This window comes from Marinospirillum celere, assembly GCF_900112235.1.
GTDB lineage: Bacteria > Pseudomonadota > Gammaproteobacteria > Pseudomonadales > Halomonadaceae > Marinospirillum > Marinospirillum celere.
The window spans coordinates 108,173-132,100 of sequence record NZ_FOLH01000005.1; the positions used below are offsets into that span (position 1 = coordinate 108,173).

Consider the following 23,928-nt stretch of genomic DNA (forward strand, 5'->3'; position numbering starts at 1 on the left):
AAGGGCTAGCTTGGTTTCTTGGCATGAACCAAAAGATAGCGCCCCAGTCGCCAATAGGGTTCCTTCTGGCAATACTTTTTCTCTAGCTGTAACAAGCGCTCCGGCTGGGCTTCAGGTGGCAGTTGCAGTCTTAAATAATCGTTGAAGACTCTCACCCCAGTTTTACTGATAATCTCAAACCCCGCTTTCTCTAACCAGCACAGAACCTGATCAGGCTGCAGGGGTGAAATCGGTGTCAGACGAGTGCCTTTTCCCTTCCCCTGCATTTCTCCCTGCAAGGCCCTTTGCCAGTTGCCACGGAGAATATTGGTAAACATCAGGGCATCGGCATTAAAAAACATCAAAGACAAATAGCCACCCGGCTTCACGCGGGAAAGCAAGAGTTCGAGGGTTTCTTGGGGTTGATATAACCATTCAAGGACAGCATGACAAACCACCAGATCAAAGGTCTGCTGGTGATCAGGCAAGCACTCACTTAAATCCTGGATTGAAGCGGCCAGGGTTTCTACCCCAGCTCGCTTTAGGCGTTTGTTTGCATAGGCGAGCATTTCTTCAGCCGGTTCGGCCAAGAGAACATCATGCCCCTTGCGAGCCAGCCAGGCACTGATCTGGCCCAAGCCACCGCCTGCATCCAGCACCTGCAAAGGTGGCCCATCCAGAGGCAATTCAGCCAGCATCCGATCACGGAGGATTTTTAAGCGCAGACGACCCTTGGGTGTGCCGTAGATATTACGGGCAAACTTTGCGGCAAGACCTTGGAAGGATTTGTCTTGTTGATACCCACTCATCTCAACCCTGCTGAATTGGCTAGAGCGGGCAGGGTAGTGTTTGTCAGGCTGTCCACAACAGGAGGTTGTGGCCAGAGCTTACAGGGACGTATTCACGCGTCCTGACAAACAGCTACCCTTGCCACAGCTCAATACTGGTCAAACCTTAAACGGATCACGCAGAATAATGGTTTCTTCGCGGTCCGGGCCGGTAGAGATGATATCAATCGGTACACCCACCTGTTCTTGCAGGTAGTTGATGTAGCTACGTGCATTTTCTGGAAGGTCTTCGAGTTTTTTAGCACCCACGGTGGATTCACTCCAACCTGGCAGTTCCTTATAAACAGGGGCTACTGCGGCAAAGCCTTCAGCATCAACCGGGCTGGCAATTTCATTGCCATCTTTGTCTTTATAGGCTGTACATACTTTGAGCACATCCAGACCATCCAGAACATCCAGCTTAGTCAGGCAGATACCTGAAACTGAGTTGATTTGTACGGCATAGCGCAGGGCGACGGCATCAAACCATCCACAACGACGAGCACGGCCAGTGGTGGTACCAAATTCGTGGCCTTTTTCAGCCAGGTGCTCACCATCCGCATCGAATAATTCAGTCGGCATAGGACCAGAGCCCACACGGGTGGTGTAGGCCTTGGTGATGCCCAGAATGTAATCCAGGTAAAGAGGACCGAAACCAGAGCCGGTTGCAGTGCCGCCAGCGGTGGTGTTAGAGCTGGTAACAAAGGGATAGGTACCATGATCGATGTCCAGCAGTGAACCCTGGGCACCTTCAAACATGATGTTGGCTCCCTCAACGCGCAGCTTGTGCAGGTAAGCCGTAGTATCTGTAATCATCGGGCGCAGTTCATCAACATAGGCCATGCACTGTTCCAGCACCTGCTGGAAGTCAACCGGTTCTTCTTTGTAGTAGTGCTGGAGTACAAAGTTATGATAGTTGAGTACTTCACCCAGCTTGGCAGCAAAACGCTCGCGGTGCAGCAGGTCGCCCAAACGCAGACCACGACGGGCCACCTTGTCTTCGTAAGCAGGACCTATGCCGCGACCAGTGGTGCCGATTTTAGCTTCACCACGGGCTTTCTCACGCGCATTATCCAGGCGAACATGGTAGTTCAGGATCAGGGGGCAGGCAGCGGATAGCTTCAGGCGCTCACGCACAGGTACGCCGCGTTCTTCCAGCATTTGGATTTCCTTGATCAGGGCATCAGGAGCCAAAACCACGCCATTACCTATTACGCAGGTTACTTTTTCGCGCAGAATACCGGAAGGAATCAGGTGCAGGGCTGTTTTTTCGCCATTAACAACCAAAGTGTGGCCTGCGTTATGACCACCCTGAAAGCGAACGACGGCCTGGGCCTCTTCAGTCAGCAGGTCAACGACCTTACCCTTACCTTCATCACCCCATTGGGTTCCCAGAACGACAACATTATTACCCATGTTCAGCTCTCTATTTCTTGATTAACTATGCTTTGAATTAGCCTGCTTTTACCTGCCAGCGACCCTGATGATATTCAATCTGGGCACTCGCTTCTGCTGGCAGCTCTGAACCTTGCAGGGCCATGACAATCCGCTTGCCGGAAGATCGTAACTCCTTCAGCAACTGACGACCTTGAGGGTCGCGTTGGCATTCAACGGGGGCAGCAATCAAGCCAGTAGCTGCCTGGGGTTGCTGCAAAGCAGCCAAAACTTTTAAATCGGTGGAAAAGCCTGTTGCCGGACGCGCACGGCCAAAGACTCCACCTATCTCATCATAGCGCCCGCCTTTGGCTAATGCCTGCCCTAAATGAGGCACATAGGCTGCAAAGACCAATCCGGTATGATAGTGGTAACCGCGAAGTTCAGATAGATCCAGGTAAAGATCCACTTCAGGGTAGAGGTCGGTCAGGGCCGTAGCCAGTTCGCGCAGTTCAGCCAAGGCCTCTTTGACAACTTCAGGAGCAGTAGCTAACTCTTGATCCGCCTGATCAAGCACCTCAATACCACCATTAAGGTGCGCCAAACGCTGAAGTAGTTGGGCTGCGGGTGACTTAATGCCACCCAAAAGCTGATCCAGTTCACCCAAACGCTTGTGCTGCAAAATATCAAACAACTTTTCTTGCTGAGGCTCATTCAAACCCGCTTCTGCAAGCAGGCTGCGGTAGATGCTGACATGCCCCAAATCCAGACAAAGGTTTTTTGCCCCGGCTGCCAACAAGCTTTCTGTCATCAAGCAAAGGATTTCCAGATCGCTATCAGCACCGGCATGACCAAAGAGCTCTGCACCCAATTGTATGGGAGAACGCGAACCCAAGAGATTGTCTGGACGGGTTCTAACCACTTCAGTGGAATAGCAGAAACGAGCCACACCTTCCATCCGCATGGAGTGCGCATCCATACGTGCCACCTGGGGGGTTACGTCAGCACTGACACCCATCATGCGGCCGCTTAGCTGATCAGTTACCTTGAACGTCTGAAGGTCCAGGTCATGCCCTGCCCCGGTCAGCAAAGACTCCAAAAACTCCACTTTGGGAGGAAGTACCAGTTCATAACCCCAGCTGTGAAAATGATCCAATAGCTTACGACGCAGGCTTTCGATTTGACGCGCCTGTGGGGGTAAGACTTCATCCATGCCATCTGGCAGCAGCCAGTGATCGGCAAAACTCATCAGTTTCTCCAGAGCAGTTTCAAAGCTGTATTTTAACGCAAAAAAACCGAGGGCAAGGCCCCCGGCTCAGCATTTCAAACACCGACTTAGCGACGGCCTTCAGAGGTTTCCAGATAGCGGAAAAATTCACTCTTCGGACTGACAACCATGATGTCTTCTTTGCTGCTGAAGGCTTCACGGTAAGCTTGCATCGAACGCAGGAAGCTATAGAACTGACTGTCCTGATTGAAGGCTTCAGCATAGATGTTCGCTGCTACAGCATCACCTTCACCACGCAGGATTTCAGCATCCCTTTGCGCCGTTGCCAGAATAACTTCACGGTTACGATCTGCTGCAGCACGTATCCGTTCAGCCTGCTCCTGACCCTGGGCACGATACTCGCGAGCTTCACGCTGACGTTCAGTACGCATCCGCTCGTATACCGAGTTGGATACTTCCGTAGGCAGGTCAATCTGCTTGACCCGCATATCCAAAATGGAAACACCCATTTCACGTAAAAGCGCTTCGTTTAGCTCTTCAATGGGACGAATCATCAGTTCGTCACGCTGCTCACTGACAATCTCGACCAGCGTACGACGACCAAATTCATTCCTGAGACTCTCATCCACCCGCGGGGCGATGAGGCGCATTGCGGACTGTTCATCACCAGCAGTGGCCTCATAGTAACGTGTGGTGTCTTCAATTTTCCATTTCACAAAGGAATCAACGATTACCCCTTTGCGGTCACCCGTAAGGTAACGAGAAGGGCGCGCATCCAGTGTTTGTACACGGGTGTCGAACAAACGCACCGTGTTATAAACAGGGATTTTCCAGTGCAAGCCAGCTTCAATATCACTTTCCACCACTTCACCAAACTGGAGGCGGATCGCACGCTGGGTTTCATTAACCACGTAGAGACTGCTACTGGCAAAGACGGCAGCACCGGCGAGGACGCCAAGTGCAATAAAAGAACGTGCATGCATTAGCGACGGCCCTCCCGACGAATGTTACTGCTACTGCTGTTATCCTGACGCTCACGAATGCGTTCAATGATTTGATCAGTCAGTTGGTCCAGCTCATGATCACTGGAAGGTGCAGAACGGCTAGAAGAACCGCCAGAACCACTCATCAAGCGATCCAGAGGCAAGTAAAGCATGTTGCCTGCACCCTCATCAGTATCCAGGAGTACCTTGCTGCTGTTAGACAGCATTTCCTGCATAGCGTCGATGTACAAACGCTCGCGGGTTACTTCAGGTGCATTGCGATACTCTGTCAACAGAGCCAGGAAGCGCTGAGACTCACCATCGGCCCTAGCTTCAACAGCATCACGATAACCCTGAGCTTCTTCACGAATACGTGCCGCACGACCTTCCGCCTCAGGAATTACTGAGTTTTCGTAAGCCCGCGCTTGGTTGATGGTTCTTTCGCGGTCTTCACGAGCACGAATAACATCGTCAAAGGCTGACTGAACAGCATCAGGCGCTGAAGTACCCTCAATGTTCACTGTTTGCAGTCTTAGGCCCAGGCCAACGCGACCTTCAAGCGCTTCTTCCATCTCGCTATCCAGCAGACCCAGATTGGTGACATAACGCTGGAGACGGTCAAAAACACCGCCAGCAAGGAGTTCGCGACCTTCAGTCAAGATATCAATCAGGTTGGTTGTACCCACTTCATGACGCAGTGAGGAATCCAAAGCATATTCAAGACTACGCTCAGGTGCCCTGACATTGACCAAATAAGCCTTGGGGTCTTCAACGATATACTGCACAGAAATGGCGACCTTAACGATGTTTTCATCGCGGGTCAGCATGCTGGCTTCCTGGCTGATTGAGCGTATCCGGGTCACATTCACCTTGGTGACCTGGTCAAGTATTGGAGGATTCCAATGCAAGCCTGGTGTGACCGTTTCATGATATTTACCTAAGCGAAAAACCACGCCGCGCTCGGCCTGATCCACCAGATAAAAACCACTGGCAAACCAGATAGCCAGCACCAGGACAGCAACCAGGGCAGTCAGGCCATAACCACCAAACTTGCCTGGGGTTTTACCGGAACCGCCGCCACCTTTACCGCCCTTACCACCGAATAAGCCACCTAGCTTATCCTGCATCTTCTTTAGAGCTTCATCCAGATCAGGGGGCCCCTGATCACGACCAGGACCGCCGTTGCCACCGCCATTACCAGGCTTACGGCCACCGCCACTCCAAGGATCGTGTTGATTGCCACCACCGGGCTCATTCCACGCCATAGTTTTCTATCTCCACTTAAGGAAAGTGTTTAAATTTGCGCAATCCTACCTGAAAATTGACTTCAGGTCATGGTTTTGTCGACCAGTCCAGCTCATCGGCTCCGATATCCAGTGAGGATAAAAGCTGATTGAAATCTTTTTCAGGTAAACGCAGCTGCAAGTGACAGTTACCTGCTTCGTCATAGTGCTCCTGGAGCACACCACCCCGATCAAACAGCTTGGCTCGCAAGCGGGTTGCTTCAGGCGCAAGACATAGCTCACCTTCGACCAAGCGCGGCACCAGGAGTTCGTCAATCGCCTGCAAAAGCAGATCCGTTCCTGCGCCTGTTTGGGCCGAAAGCCAAACCTGAATTGGCCTGCCCTCTTCATCGCGATCGATGCGGGGCTCCTGCTCTAGCAGGTCCAGCTTATTGAAAACCAATAGAGCGGGTACTTCACCAGCATGAATTTCATCCAGAACTTCCTGGACCTGAAAAATATTATCTTCTCTCTCCTGGCTGGCGGCATCGACAACATGCAGCAGCAGGGTTGCTTCGGAAGCTTCCTGCAGAGTTGCCTGAAAGGCTTCCACCAATTTATGCGGTAGATGACGGATAAAACCAACAGTATCTGCCAGGATCACTGGGCCAACATCCCCAACGTCTATTCGTCTCAGAGTGGGGTCCAGGGTTGCAAACAATTGGTCGGCCGCATAAACACCTGATTCAGTCAGGCGATTAAAAAGGGTCGATTTGCCGGCATTGGTATAACCAACCAGGGACACGGAAGGAATCTCAGCCTGAAGTCTTGCCCGGCGACTGTTTTCACGCTGGGTACGTACCTTTTTCAGGCGACGATGGATACCACTGATTCGGGCGCGCAACAAACGCCGATCCGTTTCCAGCTGAGTTTCACCCGGCCCTCTCAGACCGATACCCCCCTTCTGGCGTTCCAAGTGGGTCCAGCCTCTAACCAGGCGGGTACTCATAAACTCAAGCTGGGCCAACTCCACCTGCAATTTACCTTCATAGGTTCGTGCACGCTGAGCAAAGATATCCAGAATCAGTCCGGTACGATCGAGAACCCGGCACTGTAAAGCCTGCTCAAGGTTACGCTCCTGGGAAGGCTTGAGACTGTGGTTAAAAAGCACCAGATCAGCCTCTTGTTCGCGTACCGCCTGGCGTACCTCTTCTAGTTTACCCTCACCAATAAAGTACTTAGGTGAAGGCTGGGAACGGCTACCTTGAATCAAGGCGACAGCTTCGCCCCCTGCGGAACGTACCAACTCCTGAAATTCCTGAGAATCTTCACGGTCAGCTTCTTCCTGCATGTCCAAATGGACAAGGACGGCTCTATCGCCGCCCTTTTCACGTTCAAAAAACAATCAGCAACTCCGGGGATTCATACCTTGCGACACTCAGGATTCTTCACCTTCGTCCTGAGCAGGAAGACGGACATTACGGGTAGGCACCACTGTCGAAATGGCATGCTTATAGACCATCTGGCTTACCGTATTGCGCAGCAGAATGACAAACTGATCAAAAGATTCGATCTGGCCCTGCAGCTTGATGCCGTTAACAAGAAAAATTGATACAGGAATCCGTTCTTTACGAAGCAGATTCAGATAAGGATCTTGTAATGTTTGCCCTTTGGACATGATTCGGTCTCCCTTTGACATTAGAATTTTGTGTTAGTTTTGCTTTTTTAATACGGACATTGGCTATTATAACCCGCTTATCCAGACTCTGTCCGTCATTTATCCGGCTGCAAGAGAAAATTCACGAACCTGCTCAAGAGCAGAAGAACGCAAATTCGGATCTTCAGCGACGAGGGGGTGCAAGTCCTGCCAGGATCGCATCCAAGTCAACTGACGCTTGGCAAGCTGCCGAGTAGCAATCACACCCTTTTCGAACATTTCTTGCCAGCTAAGTTCACCGTCCAAATGCTGCCATACTTGACGATAGCCTACTGATCGCAAAGCGGGTAGTCCCGAATGCAAATCTTTTCTGGCTTTAAGGCTGGCAACTTCTTCAATCAAGCCTTCGCTCAACATTTTCTTAAAACGTAGCTCTATACGTTGATGCAACACAGAACGCTCAGCGGGCATAAGGCCCAGCTGCATTAAGCGCCAGGGAAAGGGCTCTGCTTGCTGTTCTTGCCATAATTGGGTGCGGGTTTTGCCGGTAACCTCCCAAAGCTCCAAAGCTCTTAGGGTTCGCTGGGGGTCAGTTGGTGCAATACGACGGGCTGATTCCGGGTCTATCTGTGCCAAGCGTTGATGCAGGGCTGGACACCCCTGTTGCTGTAACTCGCCTTCCAGGCGCTTGCGAACCTCGGTGTCAGCCGCAGGCAGATTGGAGTCACCAGCCAACAACCGCTGAAAATAAAGCGAGGTACCTCCCACTAGTAAGGGAATACGGCCTGCAGCGGTAATTTCCTGCATAGCTGCCAAAGCATCCCGGCGAAAATCACCGGCAGAGTAGGTTTCCGCAGGGTCACGAATATCGATCAACCGATGTGGAGCTTGGGCCAAGGTAGCCGCATCAGGTTTGGCCGTGCCTATATCCATGCCTCGGTAAACCAACGCCGAATCAACACTAATGATTTCACAGGGCAGGTGTTCAACCAGCTCAACCGCTAAATCGGTTTTACCCGAAGCGGTAGGCCCCAAAAGAAAAATAGCCGGTGGACGAGTATCCAAAGACATCAACAAAACCTAGAAGTCATGATTTAGCGTCCTCGCAAAAACATCTTGTCGAGGTCCTGCATGGAAAGCTGAAACCAGGTTGGACGCCCGTGGTTGCATTGATCGCTACGCTCCGTTGCCTCCATGTCTCGCAACAGGGCATTCATTTCCGGCAGATTCAGCTGACGTCCTGCCCTGACCGAGCCGTGGCAGGCAATAGACGCCAAGACTTCATTAATAGAAGCCTCCAAACTGCGGCTGGTACCATAACGCTTTAATTCCTGCAGGAGTTCAAACACCAAATCAGGACCGCGAGCACCTTGTAGCAGCACAGGCAAAGAACGCAGCACCATTTCCTGTGGTCCCAGAGGCTCCAACTGAATACCCAGATCAGCCAGTAAAGCCTGGTGCTGCCCAGCAACCTCAACCAGCTCTTCGTCCAAACCCAGGGTTTCAGGAACCAGTAAAGGTTGAGCAGCCAGAGGGCGGCGCGTCCAATCCTGCTTTAGCCTTTCATAAGTAATTCGCTCATGGGCCGCATGCATATCCACGACCACCAAACCCTTGGCATTTTGGGCCAGGATATAGATGCCTTGAAGCTGGGCCAAAGCATAACCCAAAGGGGGCATTTCATTTTGCGAGCCGGATGCGGCTGCGGGTTCAGGCAGTGACTGGGCCAGCTTTTCATAAAAAGCCAGGCTTTCTGCAACCTTGGCTGAACCCGGTTGCCGAGACCCAGAGCCAGCGGTCTGCCAGCTCAGTGGAGTTTGTTCAACGGGTGATGTACTAGCCAAACCAACAGCTGTACCCTGACCAACGCCAGCCTGACTAACTCCAGAAAGGGGTGAAGCAGGGTCAGGCATTGCCTCAGTTTCAGGCGCCTGTTTTTCTGCACCCAGCAAGGCTGCTCCCAGGCGCTTGTGCAGGGAAGAAAAAATAAAATCATGCACCCAGCGCCCATCACGAAAACGCACTTCATGCTTAGTGGGATGGACATTGACATCAACAATGTTTGGATCAACATCCAGCCAGAGCACAAAAACCGGATGACGGCCTGAATAGAGCACATCCTGATAGGCCTGACGTATGGCATGGGCAACAAGGCGGTCACGCACCACGCGACCGTTCACAAAGAAATACTGACGATCAGCCTGAGCACGGGCATAAACAGGCAAGCCAACCCAGCCTTTCAAGCTAATGCCACTGGCTACCGCATCGATGGTCAGCGACTGTTCCAAAAAATCCCGCCCCAGCAGTTGGCCAATTCGGCGGGAAACCTGTTCAGGTGCTTCCTTTGACTCTACTGCTGGCAATTGATGAATTTGCTTGCCCTGGTGACGCAGGCTAAAAGCAACATCCTGACGGGATAATGCTAGACGCCGGAACACCTCTTCCAAATGCGAAAACTCGGTGCGCTCAGTGCGGAGGAATTTGCGCCTTGCGGGGGTGTTAAAAAACAGATCCCGAACCACCAGGCTGGTGCCCTGAGGATGGGGCGCTGGAGTCACCTGAGGCTGCATTTCCCGACCTTCAGCAACCACGCGCCAGCCCTTACCACTGGCATCGGTACTGGTCAGCAATTCGAGTCGGGAAACAGAACTGATGGATGCCAGGGCTTCGCCACGAAAACCCAGACTGGCAACGCCTTCCAGATCATCCAGAGTAGCGATTTTACTGGTCGCATGGCGGGCCAGGGCCAAGGGCAAATCCCCTTCCTGGATGCCACTTCCATTATCACGCACTCTCAACAGCTTGACGCCACCGGCTTCCACTTCAACATCAATCTGATCAGCTCCGGCATCCAGAGCATTTTCCAAAAGCTCTTTTAGGACCGAGGCCGGTCTTTCTACGACTTCACCAGCTGCTATTTGGTTGGCAAGGCGCGGTGACAGCACCCGGATACTTGCGGCATCCTGTGTCATGAAGAAGGAATCCTCAGAGTCTGGCCGACTCGAATGGTATCGCCATTGAGGTTGTTAATTTCCCGCAGTTCGCGGATATCCACACCATTGCGTCTAGCTATCTCCGACAGGGTATCCCCACGACGAATGGTATAGCGAGTGAGCTGCCCATTGCTTGAAGCAGCCAAAATGGAGTTATGTGGCGGGTTTTCACGAAAGTATTCTTTAACCGCTTTGGCTATCTGAGCACCCAGCTGTCGCTGATAGCTGGGATCACGCAAGCGCTGCTCTTCTTGAGGGTTAGAGATAAAGCCTGCTTCAATCAGCATTGAAGGCATATCAGGTGACTTCAATACCAAAAAGCCCGCCTGCTCAACATTGCGCCGGTGCAAACGGTTCACCTGTCCCATATTGGTTAAAACACGCGAACCGGCTTTCATGCTTTCCGATAGCGTTGCGGTCATGGAAAGGTCGACCAAAACGCCAGCCAGAATATCGTCCTTATCCCCCAGAGTCAGTACCCCCTCAACCCCACCGATCAGGTCAGCCCGGTTTTCACTATCAGCCAACCAACGCGCTGACTCAGAGCTGGCTCCACGCTGCGACAACACATAAACAGAAGAGCCTCGGGGCTGAGCAGTGCGGTAAGCATCAGCATGAACAGACAAGAACAAGTCCGCCCTGGCTTTACGCGCCAACTCAACTCGCTGACGCAAACCGACATAATAGTCTCCAGTACGAGTCAAGACAGCCTCAAAAGCCGGGTCATCATTGATCAGTTTTGCCAAGTGCTGAGAAATCCCCCAAACCACATGTTTTTCCAGAGTTCCGGCAGGGCCTATAGCTCCAGGGTCCTCCCCTCCATGCCCAGGGTCGATTGCAATAATGATCTGGCGCTGTTCACGCGGTAGGGTTTCACGGGGCGGGGCTCTTTCAACACGCGTTTGGTCCGGCATCACCAAGTCCACCACCAGGCGGTCACCATACTGCTCATTGGGCCTGAGCAAAAAACTGCGCGGCTGAATTTCGCGGTCCAAATCCAAAACGACACGCAGATCAGTGCCATTGCGTTCAGCATGACGTATTCGTCGAATTGGGGTTCTATCAAGGCTGGTACGATTTAGATCTGTAGAAAGACGAACATTACTGATATCGATCACCAAACGATCCGGGCCTTCCAGCATAAAAACACGATGCTGGGTAGGACCACTCAGGTCAAACACCAGACGGGTATGATCGGGTGCAGGCCAAATCCTGAGGCCTTCAATACGCTCGGCAAACACTTGCTGCCAAGGGAGGAGCAAAAAAAGCATTAGAAACAAAGAGGCTGGACGCAAGTTGTTGTGTTGATTCATGCCATGGAACCGCTCATTACCCTATCAAAAATTTCAGACCACTTGAGCTTTTTGTAGCTGCTGTAAAGCAGCCTTACCCGCATCACTCAGGGCTTCCACTTGTAAATCCCGCCCCTGTCTTTCGGACAGGCTGAAATGTAAACATAAATCCGGGCTTGGCAAAAATCCCTGTCCTTTTTGCGGCCACTCGACGAGACACAAAGCATCCTCATCAAAATAATCCCGAATACCGATCATTTCCAACTCTTCAGGGTCAGCCAAACGATAGAGGTCAAAATGATAGACGCAACGCCCGTCAAAAACATAGGGCTCTACCAGCGTATAAGTTGGACTCTTAACCGCTCCCTGATGGCCCAGCTCACGAATCAACCCTCGCGTAAAGGTTGTCTTGCCACTACCCAAATCACCTTCCAGAAACACCAAACCCTGTTTAAGGAACTGGCCCAAAAGACCACCTAAAGCAACCTGTTGTTTTTCATCGGCAAGATAAAAATTGGCACGCATGATGACCACCATAAAACCTGCAAGTATAAAGGTTTTACTCAAAGAAAGATAAGTCTGCAAGCCCTTTCAGTTCACACCTTCACGCAAAAAAGGCAAAAGGTCACTGGGTAGCAAACCCCGTGGCTGATCCGCTGCCACCTGGTCACCCGCCTGAGCATGCAGGCGCATCCCTAGACGTGCTGCTACCAAAGGCTCTAAGCCTTGCGCCAAAAGCGAAGCAATACAACCGCTTAGAAGGTCTCCCATACCAGCAACTCCCATTCCAGGGTTACCAAAAGGACAAACCCAAGGCAGGGCCTGTCCACCCTGCTCAGCACAGCAGGAACCCGCTCCCTTAAGCAGGGCGACGCTACCTGTTTTTAGGGCCAAAAGGTTAACTGCTTTTAAACGCTGCTGTTGAACTTCATGAACTGACCAACCCAGCAGCCTTGCCGCCTCTCCTGGATGAGGGGTAATCACCCAGGGACGCTGTTCAGCTACCGGCGGTTGCCAGCCCTGCGCCCAAAGGTTGAGTGCATCAGCATCAACCAATACCGGCCCTTCAAAAGAACCGACCGCCTGGCAAATTTGCTGTGCCTGCTGATCGGTACCCAGACCCGGCCCCACCAAGAGGGCATCAGCCCAAGCAAAAGCCTCCTTTAATTGCTCGTCCAGAGCTGCTTTATCTTCAGGCCAGGCTGCAGCCATTATTTCCGGCTGACTGACCAAGGCCGCAGTGACATTCTCAGCAGCAGTCAAGAGCTTCACCATCCCGACCCCAGTTCGCAGGGCAGCTCTGGCAGCCAAAATTACCGCACCTCCCATACCCGCCTGACCACCCAGAATCAGCAAGCGTCCATGGTCACCCTTGTGCCCTCCGGCCTTACGCGGCAAGAGTGCCCTGCTTGCATCCTGGCAACTCTGCAACCACGCCAAAGGCTGCTCTTGAAAGTCTTCACCTTGAAGCCCTAAATCAGCCAACCAAACTTCACCGGCATACTCAGGCCCTTCCGCAGTGAACAGCCCCGGCTTCAAGACAATAAAAGTCAGGGTGACGGCAGCCTGTACACTGCTTCCAGCAAGCTGACCGTTATCCACTAACAAGCCTGAAGGCGTATCCAAAGCCAGCACGGGTGTTTTACTGGCATTAATCGCTTGAATCCAGGTTTTGATTTCTCCCCGAACCTCACCCTTCAGACCTATGCCGAGCAGCGCATCTACCAGTAACTCATCTTCTTGCAAATCATGAGCATCGGGAGCACCAGTTTGAGGACTTAATCCCGACTGTTCCACCGCCTGCCAGGCAAGTGCCGCTTCCTTTTGATAGTTAAGTGGATCAGCCGCCAACCAAAGACGAACCTTCATGCCTGCCTGAAAAGCATGGAGAGCCACCAGGAGGCCATCACCACCATTATTGCCGCCCCCGCAGAGCACACTGATTTGACGAACATCAGGCCACTGCTGCTGGATTAACTGCCAGGCACTGCGTGCTGCGCGCTGCATGAGTTCAAAACCAGGTGTTCCTGCAGCAATTACCTGACGGTCCAGGCTGGCTGCTGCCTGCGCAGAATAAAGTGGCCAGGAACTTGAAGCCTGTCTGGTAAAACGATTACGGGGGTTAACCAGCATTTAAAAACTCCTTTAAGAGACAAGGCTTCGACTTTCTGCTAATCTTCCGCGCTTTTTCAAACTTGGAAAGCAAAATGAATGCCGTTGTGATTGCTATTCTGGTCATGGTGACCCTGAGTCTGGCCAGAATTTCCGTAGTCTTTTCTCTTATTGTAGCTGCTTTGGTTGGCGGTTTGCTGAGCGGCCTTCCGGTTGCTGAAATCATGGATGCCTTTAATGAAGGCCTGGGTAAGGGTGCCAGTATTGCCCTGGCCTATGCAGCGCTGGGTGCCTTTGCCGTTGCTCTCGCCCGCTCCGGAGTCACCGAGCGCCTGGCCAGTTTTATTATTGGCCGCCTGAAAGGCCAGGAAAATCTGCCAAGTAAATGGTTAGTCTGGGCTCTACTGGGTGCCATTCTGCTGATGGCGATTAGCTCGCAGAATCTCATCCCGGTCCATATTGCCTTTATACCCATCCTGATTCCGCCCTTGCTGGTCGTTATGAACCGCCTGCAACTGGATCGACGTGCCGTTGCCTGCGTGATCACCTTCGGTATCACGGCTCCCTATATGCTGCTGCCCGTGGGCTTTGGCGCTATCTTTTTGAATGACATCCTCCTCTCCAACCTGAATGCTTCAGGTGAAGAACTTGGCGTCCAGTTTGAAGCCGCTCGGGTGCCCTTTGCCATGCTATTACCTATAGCCGGCATGGCTCTGGGTCTGGTCGTTGCTGTCTTCTTTAGCTATCGCAAGAAAAGAAGCTACCAGGATCGATCCATCGGAGATCCCAGCAAGCAAAAGGCTGCCGAGCCTCTACATCTTAAGCCCTGGCAATGGCTGGTTTTGATCGGCTCTATTCTTGCTGCACTGGGCGTTCAGCTGGGCTTTAATTCCATGGTCTTGGGTGGCCTGGCCGGTTTTGCACTTCTGTCCTTTAGCGGTGTTTTCCGCTGGCGGGAGCAGGATGATCTCTTTACTGAAGGCATGCGCATGATGGCCCTGGTGGGCTTCATTATGATCACCGCTTCAGGTTTTGCCGGTGTCATGCAGGCCACGGGTGAAATCCCTCAGCTGGTGGAAAGCTCTGTCGAAGTGATCGGTGACAACAAAGGACTCGCCGCCTTGATCATGCTGCTGGTTGGGCTGTTTATCACCATGGGTATCGGCTCTTCTTTCTCCACCATCCCCATTATTGCCGCCCTCTATGTTCCCCTGGCACTGAGCTTTGGCTTCTCGCCTCTGGCAACCATAGCGCTGGTCGGTACGGCTGCAGCCCTGGGGGATGCTGGCTCACCTGCTTCCGACTCAACTTTGGGTCCAACTGCTGGCCTTAATGCCGACGGCCAGCATGATCACATCTGGGATTCGGTAGTGCCCACTTTCCTGCACTATAATATTCCGCTGATTGCTTTTGGCTGGGTTGCCGCGATGATTTTGTAGCAGCAACCCCGCAGAGGCTTAGTCTTCAAGCTGGTGTGTTAGCTCGTTCACAGGCTCTTGCCCCTGCCGAAGCTGCTCTAGGTTATCCAGAGTCACTTCGGCAATCTGGGTCAAAGCCTCTTCGGTGAAAAAACCTTGATGACCGGTCACCAAAACATTGGGGAAGGTCATCAAGCGCGACAAGAGGTCATCAGAGGGGATTTCATCCGAGCAATCGCGAAAGAAAACATCGCCTTCTTGCTCATAAACATCCAACGCCAGATAGCCCAGACGGCCTGATTTCAAGGCGGCAATGGCAGCTGAAGTATCGACCAGACCGCCGCGGCTAGTATTTACCAGCATCACCCCTTTTTTCATACGACTGAGCGCATGACCGTTAATCAGATGATGGTTTTCAGGAGTCAGTGGGCAATGCAAGCTGATCACATCACTGGCTGCATAAAGCTGATCCAGCGAAGTATAGCGCCCGCCCAGCTCAAGAAACTCTGGATTCGGATGGGGATCATAACCCAGCAATTCACAGCCGAAGCCTTTTAAAATGCGGGCCACAGCCAGACCGATTTGCCCTGTCCCGACGAGCCCAACCTTACGCCCATGCAGGTTAAAGCCCAAAAGGCCATTAAGCTGGAAATTATTTTCCCGAACCCGGTTGAAGGCTCGATGCGTATGCCGGTTTAGGGTTAAAATAAGCGCCAGCGTATGCTCAGCAACGGCTTCAGGGGAATAAGCAGGCACCCGAACCACTTGAAGACCCAGTTGTTTGGCTTCATGAAGATCCACCTGGTTAAAGCCAGCGCAACGCAGAGCAATAAATCGGATACCGAGCTGCTTCAGTTCCTGCAAACATTCAGCATCCAGCGTATCATTAACAAATGCACAGACCGCATCGGCACCTTCTGCTAACCGGGCTGTTGTCGCACTCAAGCCTGCTTCCTGATAATCCAGGCTAAAGCCAAAGTGCTGGTTGGCGGCATCAAAAAAGCGCTGATCATATTTCTGAGCACTAAAAAAGCTGACTCGCATCGTCATTTCCTTACTAATTTAAACCATCCCATGATACTCGATTCTGAACAACAAGCTGGCCTGAAAGCTTTGGCAGTGACTATTAAAGAGCTAGCCACCGATCTGGGTTTTGCGGACTGCGGCATTACCGATGTGGATTTGGGTGAGCATCCGGCCTACCTGAAAAAATGGTTGGATGCAGGCTATGAAGGTGACATGCAGTGGATGCACAATCACTTGGAGAAACGCTGTAATCCCGCCCTACTGGAACCCGGCACCCTTTCAGTCATTACCCTGCGTATGGATTACTTGCCGCCTGAAACCCAGGCGATAAAGATTCTGGCCAACCCTGAAAAAGCTTATGTAAGCCGGTATGCGTTAGGCCGGGATTATCACAAGCTGATTCGTAAGCGTCTGGGGCAGCTGGCAAAAAAGATCAATCAACACCTGGATGACAATGCAGCCCTAAGGGCGGCCTTCCCTGAGTTTCGTAGCCGCGCCTTTACCGACTCAGCCCCCGTTCTGGAAAGAGCCCTGGCACTTCAGGGTGGACTGGGCTGGATCGGTAAAAATTGCATGCTGATTACTCCCAAGGCGGGCAGCTGGTTTTTCTTGGGTGAAATTTATTTGAACCTGCCCCTTCCGAAAGATAAAGCCTTCGTTAAAGACCACTGTGGGCAGTGCTCAGCTTGTCATACCGCCTGCCCAACCCAGGCTTTTGTCGCCGACGGCGTGCTGGATGCCAAACGCTGCATCAGCTACCTGACCATCGAGTTAAAAGGCAGTATTCCTGAAGAACTGCGCCCCTTAATGGGCAATCGTATTTTTGGCTGTGATGACTGCCAGCTATTTTGCCCCTGGAACCGTTTTGCCAAGAGCACTCAGGAAAAAGACTTTCATCCCCGACACCAACTGGATACTGCCGATCTAGTTGATCTTTTCAATTGGGATGAAGCCAGCTTCCTGAAAAACACAGAAGGCTCGCCGATCCGCAGAACAGGCTATATTAGCTGGCTGCGCAATCTAGCCGTGGCTCTGGGCAACGCGCCACCTTCAGAAACCGTTCTTTCGGCTTTAAAAGCCCGCCAAACCCACCCTGACCCAGTGGTTAGAGAGCATGTGCTCTGGGCACTGCAGCGTCATCAAGCCGGGCCTGCAAAAGATCACTGATTTCTGCTTCGGTTTGCAGGCGCTTACAGGCTTCAAATAGCTGTCGAGCCGGTTCACCCCAGCGCGGCATCAACATCACCAGCCACTGCTTGATGCGCATGTTTCTAACCTTTTCAGGATAGATTTGTCCGGCCCCTGCAACCCACTCCAACATCAAAGCAGGCAAGTCTTCAAAGCAGGTTGCTTTAACTTCTTCACCTTGGCTGGCAGCCTTGATATGCGACGCCAACCAGGGGTCGGCAAGAGCAGTTCGCCCTAACATCACATCGCGAACCCCACTGGCCGCCACGCAGCGCTGGTAGTCTTCCAGCGTCCAGATTTCACCATTGGCCAAGACGGGAATAGCAAGCCTTTCAGCCAAAGCCGCTATTTTTTCCCAGTGTGCAGGCGGTTTATAGCCTTGAGTCTTCGTTCGCGCATGAACAACCAGCTGGGTCACTCCAGCCTCTTCCAGAGCCAGAGCATTATCCAAAGCCAGCTCAGCATCTTCGTAACCTAGGCGCATCTTGGCCGTCACCGGAATACCCTGAGGTTTCAGTGCTTCGACAACCGCAGCAGCTACCGCCTGAACTCGGTTTGGCTCAGTCAGTAAGCGCGCACCACCCCCATGACGGTTAACAATTTTCGCCGGGCAGCCAAAATTAAGATCCACCACCTGGGCACCAGCTTTCACCGCAACACCGGCATTCACCGCCATGGATTCAGGATCACTGCCCAGCAGCTGGAGATGAACGGGCACTCCCGAGGGTGTCACTGAGTCACTTTTCAATTCCGGACAGATGCGGTGAAAAACCTTAGGAGGCAAACGCTCATGGGAGACCCTGACAAATTCAGTCACACAAAAATCCCAGCCACCCTGGCGGGTAAGCAGGTTGCGAGCTGTCACTTCTAGAACACCCTCCATAGGGGCCAAAGCAACGCAGGGTTCTTGGACAGACACGGGTATCACCAACTTAAAAGGCACTAAGGCCGTTAAAAAAGAAACTTTTACTGCAATTACCCCATTTTACCTGAGAGCTTACCGGTTGAAATGACCAGGCAGTCTTTTTTTTCGCTATAACTCCTTAAAACCAGTAAGGATTCTGCACAAAAGTCCTGACCTGAGACATTTTGTCAAGAAGGTAGTCGTTCTTGTAGTTGCTACAAAAATGAAACTGGTGCAAGGTTAGGCGGATAACCACACAGCAGGCCACAAATTGCCCTGGTTACTTACGCAAGTATGCCTGTTCTTTACACAGAATGAGGAAGTGCAATGCAAGATCCTGATCTGATTGCTGAAGGTTTTAATCTCATGCTACTGGGCATGGGGTTTGTGTTCATGTTTTTGACGGTACTGGTAATCGCCACTACCTTGATGTCAAAAACCATCAACCGCTTTTTCCCATCTCCTGAAGAAGCTGTTCAGGCTGGTATTTCTGGAAAGCCAGCAGCACAGCTTCCTTCGGACAAAAATCCTGAAATTATCGCTGTGATTAGTGCAGCACTTCACCTGCACCGCCAGCGTAAACAATAAAAAAACACCACTTACCCAGTGGCAACCGGATTTAATTACTTAACAGGTAAACAACCATGACTGCTCCCAAGAAAAAACTCGGCATAACCGACGTCGTCCTGCGTGACGCCCACCAGTCTCTTTTTGCGACCCGCATGCGTCTTGATGACATGCTACCTATTGCAGAAAAACTCGACCAAGTTGGTTTCTGGTCGCTGGAAAGCTGGGGTGGGGCCACCTTTGACGCCTGCATCCGTTATCTGGGTGAAGATCCCTGGGATCGCATTCGTGAATTGAAAAAAGCCATGCCCAAAACACCTCAGCAGATGCTACTGCGCGGCCAAAACCTTCTGGGCTACCGCCACTATGCTGATGATGTGGTCGAAAAATTTGTTGAACGCGCCGCCACCAATGGCGTTGACGTTTTCCGTGTGTTTGATGCGATGAACGACCCGCGCAACCTGGAAACCGCTCTAAAAGCTGTTAAAAAGCAGGGCAAACACGCTCAGGGCACTATTTCCTACACCATCTCTCCGGTTCACACCATGCAGATGTGGTTGGACCTGTCCAAGAAGATTGAAGACATGGGTGCCGACTCTCTGGCCATCAAAGACATGGCCGGTCTGTTGAACCCTTATGTCGCCTATGAGCTGGTCTCCAAGCTAAAAGAAAGCCTGGATATACCTATCCACATGCAGTGCCATGCCACCACCGGCCTCTCCACTTCTGCCATCGTCAAGGCCGTGGAAGCAGGCATTGATAATGTCGATACTGCTATTTCCTCCATGTCCCAGACTTACGGTCACAGTCCCACCGAATCCGTCGTGTCCATCTTCCAGGGCACCGAATGGGATACCGGTCTGGATATCGAACTACTTGAAGATATCGCCGCCTACTTCCGTGAAGTTCGTAAAAAGTACGCTCAATTTGAAGGCTCGCTTAAGGGTGTGGATTCACGCATCCTGGTTGCCCAGGTTCCTGGCGGCATGTTGACCAACATGGAAGGCCAGTTGAAAGAACAGGGTGCGGGTGACAAGCTTGATGACGTTCTGGCTGAAATTCCCAAAGTACGTAAGGATCTGGGTTACATTCCCCTGGTTACCCCCACCTCTCAAATTGTCGGTACTCAGGCAGTTATGAATGTGCTGATGGGCGAGCGTTACAAGTCGATCAGTAAAGAAGTCCAGAAGGTACTGAAAGGCGAATATGGTGCTGCGCCTTCTGAATTGAACAAAGAGCTTCAAGATCGTGTACTGGAAGGCAAAGAACCCATTACCTGTCGCCCAGCTGACTTGATTGATGATGAAATGGACAAGTTGAAAACCGACTTGCAAGCCAAGGCCAAAGAAGAAGGCATCAAGCTGTCTTCCGGTGAAAATGAACTGGATGATGTGCTCACCTATGCCCTTTTCCCTGAGATCGGTCTGAAATTCCTGCGCAATCGCGGTGATGCGTCCAAGTTTGAGCCTGTGCCCACTTTGGAAAGCGCTCAGGCTGCAACAGCTCCTGCCAAGCAGGCAGCAGCCCCTGCAGGTGATTCCGGTGTTTATACCGTCAAGGTCAATGGTACTGCTTATGTGGTTGAAGTTGCCGAAGGTGGCGATGTATCCAGCGTTACTGAGGCACCTGCCGGCGGCAATGCCCCAGCGGCTATTCCTGCTCCTGCTGCCTCAGGAACCGGTGAAGCCATCACTGCGCCTCTGGCGGGTAATATCTTCAAAATCCTGGTCAAGCCAGGTGATGCCGTTGAAGCCAATCAGGTCGTGATCATCATGGAAGCCATGAAAATGGAAACTGAGATTCGCGCCAACAGTGCCGGCACTGTCGCCAGTGTTGACGTTCGCGAAGGGGATGCCGTACAGGTTGGCGATACCCTGCTGACCCTTTAATCCACGGATCTCTGATGCGGAGCCTGACCTATGGATAAAGTATTAATGCTGTGGGAAAACTCGGGGCTTTATAACCTGAGTCTTCTCCAGACAATCATGATTGCCATCTGCCTGGGTCTTTTGTACCTGGCGATTGCCAAAAAATTTGAGCCTCTGCTGCTGCTGCCCATTGGTTTTGCGGGCGTTCTGGCCAATGTGCCAGAAGCAGGCTTAGCTCTTTCAGCCATGGACCAGGCGCTCTATCACTTCAACCCGCAAACCATGCAGGCCCTTGCAGGTGAGTTGAATATCACCCTGGCCGGAGCCGCTGAGGCAGCGGACAAGGCCCTGATTAAAGATGCCCTGGCCGCTATTGATGATCCGGCGCAAAAAGCCCGGGTTGCTCAAATCATCTCCGCTGCAGGCTACACTGATGGCTTCCTTTACATCTTCTATAGTGTGTTGGTTGCTACCGGTATTGCACCCCTGATCATCTTCCTGGGTGTCGGGGCTATGACGGACTTTGGTCCTCTGCTGGCCAACCCCAGAACCCTGTTCCTGGGTGCCGCTGCTCAGTTTGGCATCTTTGCCACAGTACTGGGTGCTGTTGGTCTTTCCGCCCTGGGCATCGTTGACTTCAGTTTGGAGCAGGCCGCAGCCATAGGTATCATTGGTGGTGCTGATGGTCCTACCGCAATCTATGTCTCCAGCGTGCTGGCACCTGAGCTGCTGGGTGCGATTGCTGTTGCTGCCTACGCCTATATGGCGCTGGTACCCATTGTTCAGCCGCCAATCATGCGCGCACTGACCAGCAAGGAAGAAAGAGCCATCGTCATGACTCAACTAAGGCCGGTTAGCAAACGGGAGAAGATTATTTTCCCTCTGGCTGTCCTGGCACTGGTTGCGCTTTTCCTCCCTGCTGCTGCACCACTACTTGGAATGTTCTGTCTGGGTAACCTGATGCGTGAATGTGGTGTGGTCGAGCGCCTTTCCGACACAGCACAGAATGCCCTGATCAATATCGTCACCATCTTCCTTGGCCTGGCTGTAGGTTCTCGCCTGATTGGAGATCTCTTCCTGACGGTAGAAACTCTGGGCATTATGGTGCTGGGTATCGTGGCCTTTGCGATAGGTACAGCAACCGGCATTTTGATGGCCAAGCTGATGAACAAAGTCAGCAAAATGCCCATCAACCCACTGATAGGTTCTGCAGGGGTTTCAGCTGTCCCCATGGCGGCCCGTGTCGCCAATAAGGTCGGCCTGGAAGCCAACCCTCAAAACTTCCTGCTGATGCATGCCATGGGCCCCAATGTAGCCGGTGTTATCGGCTCAGCGGTTGCTGCCGGCGTGATGATCATGTACCTCGGCTAAACAGCGGCCTTAGCTGGCAAATAAAAACCGGAGCCTAGGCTCCGGTTTTTTGTTGGCTTCTCTTAGTGGAAGCTTGAAGAAATTTGCAGGTGGGTAGGTCAGGCCGCCATCTTAAGTGGCGTTTGCTCACCTTCAGCTACTAGAGCCTCTTCCCATTCCTGTCTAACTTTTAGCTCTTCAGCTAGAGCCATTAGCATTTCTTCACTCATAGTACCCCTCTGCCTGTAAGGCAATAACTAACACTTGGGCAAATGCCCACATTAAAAGTAGACTCTTTATGAGCAAATAGCTAGTGCCAAGCTGGCAATTTTTTTTATCGGATTTTCAATAACTTAATATAAAATTTATCTCGCAGCGCAGCATTTTTATGGCTTAAATGTAGTCAGCTGCTACTAAAATTCAAGTTATTCCTTGAGTTGCCGTTCTATACTGGAACTAACAGTTATTTTATAAGGCAGCCACTATGGTCTTTCCAATTCACGAGCAGGGCTTGCGCATCCATACTCCGAAGAACCAGGTCCTCCAGCGTCCTGCAATTCGACAAACCCAGGCAACAACAGCTGGGCGTCGTTTAGTGGACCATGATGGCGATGCTGAACACGACCAGAATATTTCCGATCAAACCTGGTTGGGGCGTCAACTGACAGCCAAGGAAAAACAGGAAGAAGAGGAACAAGCCACTGGCACTCGCCCTGGCAGCCGGGCCATTCATGCCTATGAAGCAGTTGAACAGAGCCGCAAACCTGCAGCACCGCACCTGCCAGCCAGCCATATTATGCGCTCACCAGTGATTACCCTGGAAGCAGCTGCCACGCTTAATGAAGCTTGGCAGCTTTGTCAGCGTGAAGGCATTCACTATCTGGTGCTGACTGATACTCAGGGTGAGCTGGAAGGCATCGTCAGTGAGCGGGATCTCTTGGCCGAAGCCGCGGGTGTAGGTGAATTGAGTAAACAAGAAGAGATTGATCTCAGTAAGGCTGAGATTAGAGTATTGATCAGAAAGCCTTTGATCACTGCTCAAGAAACCACAGATGTCAGAGATATTGCCCGTCTCATGCTCAAGCATAAAGTCAGGGCAGTACCAGTGATTAATGATAAAAATGAATTGCTTGGCTTGGTTACGCGCTCAGATTTGATGCTGGGCTTGGCTAATCAAAGCATCGAGATTGACACCTGAGCAAGATTAGCGGGTATTCAGTTGCATCAGCTGCTGGAGCTTTGAGCTTAGGCGATCTTCTTCAGCACGCTTTTTCTGTTCTTCTTCCTGCTTACGGCGCTGGTGCTCTTTTTGCTTTTTCTGAGTTTCCCAAAGTTCCAGCTGCTCACGGGCAAACTCAGCCTCCTGCTCGGTGACAAAGCCCGCATTGCTACCCTGCAAATCCAGGCGCACAGCGCCAGCTTTCAAACAACGCAGATACCTGGGCAGCTTCACATAGCCAGCCAGAGCCCGGCGAATTTTCTTTTGATCACCACCTTCGGCAGCCAGAAGATCTTCATGGATGCCAATTTTAAGTGGCTGCGGCTGGCCCGGCATAAACGCACGTGGATACTTGCTAACCCAATGCTCTAGGCGCTGCTGTGGATTCATGGCTTCCAGATTCGCAAAGCCTTCTTCTGGAACCTTTTGGGCCTCTGGCGCCTTCAGGCCCAGGGTCTCACGAATCAGCATCATCAAGGCATCTGGACGGCTCAGCAGGCTTTCTGCTTCCGGCCCTTGTAACTGGGTATTAATTTTTTCTTTCAGCTGGTTGAGCTTGCCTTCCAGCTCCTCCACCCGGCTTTCCAGTTCAAGGTTGCGCTCTTTGAGGGCATGAATTTCCTGCTGTGCCCTGCCCAGAGCTCCCAAACCCTGATCAGCATAGCTGGTCAATTGATCAAAAAGATCATCCACTTTTTGTTCCAAGGCCATAGTCTGACT

21 protein-coding genes are annotated in these 23,928 nt (G+C 52.0%); 6 read left to right on the plus strand and 15 right to left on the minus strand.

Annotated features, from left to right (window positions below; all coding sequences use genetic code 11):
* Nucleotides 1–5: 5 nt before the first annotated feature.
* From BM185_RS12170 to BM185_RS12225, 12 genes are all read right to left on the minus strand, one after another.
* A complete protein-coding gene (locus tag BM185_RS12170) occupies nucleotides 6–788 on the minus strand; it encodes a methyltransferase domain-containing protein (RefSeq protein ID WP_091964195.1) in 783 nt (260 codons plus the stop codon).
* Between the two features lie 138 nt (nucleotides 789–926).
* Nucleotides 927–2,222, minus strand: coding sequence for an adenylosuccinate synthase (locus BM185_RS12175; RefSeq protein ID WP_091964197.1), 1,296 nt, complete (start codon nucleotides 2,220–2,222; stop codon nucleotides 927–929).
* 37 nt (nucleotides 2,223–2,259) lie between these two features.
* Nucleotides 2,260–3,429 carry an ATP phosphoribosyltransferase regulatory subunit gene (locus tag BM185_RS12180; RefSeq protein WP_091964199.1) on the minus strand — a complete coding sequence of 390 codons (1,170 nt, stop codon included), beginning with the start codon at nucleotides 3,427–3,429 and terminating at the stop codon, nucleotides 2,260–2,262.
* Nucleotides 3,430–3,515: 86 nt separating this feature from the next.
* Nucleotides 3,516–4,391 carry a protease modulator HflC gene (gene hflC / locus BM185_RS12185; protein ID WP_091964202.1) on the minus strand — a complete coding sequence of 292 codons (876 nt, stop codon included), beginning with the start codon at nucleotides 4,389–4,391 and terminating at the stop codon, nucleotides 3,516–3,518.
* Nucleotides 4,391–5,656 (minus strand): FtsH protease activity modulator HflK, encoded by a 1,266-nt coding sequence (gene hflK / locus BM185_RS12190; RefSeq protein WP_091964205.1) that lies wholly within the window; start codon nucleotides 5,654–5,656, stop codon nucleotides 4,391–4,393. Before hflK ends, hflC begins: the two co-directional genes overlap by 1 nt.
* Before the next feature lie 67 nt (nucleotides 5,657–5,723).
* Nucleotides 5,724–7,019, minus strand: coding sequence for a ribosome rescue GTPase HflX (gene hflX, locus BM185_RS12195; protein WP_091964208.1), 1,296 nt, complete (start codon nucleotides 7,017–7,019; stop codon nucleotides 5,724–5,726).
* Between the two features lie 33 nt (nucleotides 7,020–7,052).
* Entirely contained in the window at nucleotides 7,053–7,292 is a 240-nt protein-coding gene (hfq, locus tag BM185_RS12200; RefSeq protein WP_091964211.1) for an RNA chaperone Hfq, read from the minus strand.
* Nucleotides 7,293–7,391: 99 nt separating this feature from the next.
* Nucleotides 7,392–8,342 (minus strand): tRNA (adenosine(37)-N6)-dimethylallyltransferase MiaA, encoded by a 951-nt coding sequence (miaA, locus tag BM185_RS12205; protein ID WP_091964214.1) that lies wholly within the window; start codon nucleotides 8,340–8,342, stop codon nucleotides 7,392–7,394.
* Nucleotides 8,343–8,365: 23 nt separating this feature from the next.
* Nucleotides 8,366–10,243 (minus strand): DNA mismatch repair endonuclease MutL, encoded by a 1,878-nt coding sequence (mutL, locus tag BM185_RS12210; RefSeq protein WP_091964217.1) that lies wholly within the window; start codon nucleotides 10,241–10,243, stop codon nucleotides 8,366–8,368.
* Nucleotides 10,240–11,577, minus strand: a complete 1,338-nt coding sequence (locus tag BM185_RS12215) for an N-acetylmuramoyl-L-alanine amidase (protein ID WP_091964220.1) — start codon at nucleotides 11,575–11,577, stop codon at nucleotides 10,240–10,242. Before BM185_RS12215 ends, mutL begins: the two co-directional genes overlap by 4 nt.
* A 33-nt stretch (nucleotides 11,578–11,610) precedes the next feature.
* Entirely contained in the window at nucleotides 11,611–12,081 is a 471-nt protein-coding gene (gene tsaE, locus BM185_RS12220) for a tRNA (adenosine(37)-N6)-threonylcarbamoyltransferase complex ATPase subunit type 1 TsaE (protein WP_091964571.1), read from the minus strand.
* A 66-nt stretch (nucleotides 12,082–12,147) separates the two neighbouring features.
* On the minus strand, nucleotides 12,148–13,689 hold the full coding sequence (locus tag BM185_RS12225) for an NAD(P)H-hydrate dehydratase (protein WP_091964223.1): 1,542 nt from the start codon (nucleotides 13,687–13,689) through the stop codon (nucleotides 12,148–12,150).
* Between the two features lie 74 nt (nucleotides 13,690–13,763).
* Between BM185_RS12225 and BM185_RS12230 the strand changes: the two genes are divergently transcribed.
* On the plus strand, nucleotides 13,764–15,107 hold the full coding sequence (locus BM185_RS12230; RefSeq protein ID WP_091964226.1) for a Na+/H+ antiporter family protein: 1,344 nt from the start codon (nucleotides 13,764–13,766) through the stop codon (nucleotides 15,105–15,107).
* A gap of 18 nt (nucleotides 15,108–15,125) precedes the next feature.
* On the opposite strand, the gene BM185_RS12235 is transcribed toward BM185_RS12230, so the two are convergent.
* A complete protein-coding gene (locus BM185_RS12235; RefSeq protein WP_091964229.1) occupies nucleotides 15,126–16,130 on the minus strand; it encodes a 2-hydroxyacid dehydrogenase in 1,005 nt (334 codons plus the stop codon).
* A 30-nt stretch (nucleotides 16,131–16,160) separates the two neighbouring features.
* Between BM185_RS12235 and queG the strand changes: the two genes are divergently transcribed.
* A complete protein-coding gene (gene queG, locus BM185_RS12240) occupies nucleotides 16,161–17,279 on the plus strand; it encodes a tRNA epoxyqueuosine(34) reductase QueG (protein WP_091964232.1) in 1,119 nt (372 codons plus the stop codon).
* On the opposite strand, the gene BM185_RS12245 is transcribed toward queG, so the two are convergent.
* Nucleotides 17,218–18,219: a tRNA dihydrouridine synthase gene (locus tag BM185_RS12245; protein ID WP_245751761.1), complete on the minus strand. Its 1,002-nt coding sequence runs from the start codon at nucleotides 18,217–18,219 to the stop codon at nucleotides 17,218–17,220. The two genes, queG and BM185_RS12245, sit on opposite strands and share 62 nt — an antisense overlap.
* A 312-nt stretch (nucleotides 18,220–18,531) precedes the next feature.
* On the opposite strand from BM185_RS12245, the gene BM185_RS12250 reads away from it, so the two are divergent.
* The 4 genes from BM185_RS12250 to BM185_RS12265 all read left to right on the plus strand — a co-directional run bounded on the left by BM185_RS12250 (nucleotide 18,532) and on the right by BM185_RS12265 (nucleotide 23,187).
* Nucleotides 18,532–18,792 carry an OadG family protein gene (locus BM185_RS12250; protein ID WP_091964235.1) on the plus strand — a complete coding sequence of 87 codons (261 nt, stop codon included), beginning with the start codon at nucleotides 18,532–18,534 and terminating at the stop codon, nucleotides 18,790–18,792.
* Between the two features lie 56 nt (nucleotides 18,793–18,848).
* A complete protein-coding gene (gene oadA / locus BM185_RS12255) occupies nucleotides 18,849–20,660 on the plus strand; it encodes a sodium-extruding oxaloacetate decarboxylase subunit alpha (protein ID WP_091964238.1) in 1,812 nt (603 codons plus the stop codon).
* Nucleotides 20,661–20,690: 30 nt separating this feature from the next.
* Nucleotides 20,691–22,010, plus strand: coding sequence for a sodium ion-translocating decarboxylase subunit beta (locus BM185_RS12260; RefSeq protein WP_091964241.1), 1,320 nt, complete (start codon nucleotides 20,691–20,693; stop codon nucleotides 22,008–22,010).
* A gap of 463 nt (nucleotides 22,011–22,473) precedes the next feature.
* Nucleotides 22,474–23,187, plus strand: a complete 714-nt coding sequence (locus tag BM185_RS12265; protein ID WP_091964244.1) for a CBS domain-containing protein — start codon at nucleotides 22,474–22,476, stop codon at nucleotides 23,185–23,187.
* Nucleotides 23,188–23,193: 6 nt separating this feature from the next.
* Here the strand turns inward: BM185_RS12265 and BM185_RS12270 are convergent, their stop codons facing one another.
* Nucleotides 23,194–23,919, minus strand: a complete 726-nt coding sequence (locus BM185_RS12270) for a ProQ/FINO family protein (RefSeq protein WP_177203554.1) — start codon at nucleotides 23,917–23,919, stop codon at nucleotides 23,194–23,196.
* Nucleotides 23,920–23,928: the final 9 nt, after the last annotated feature.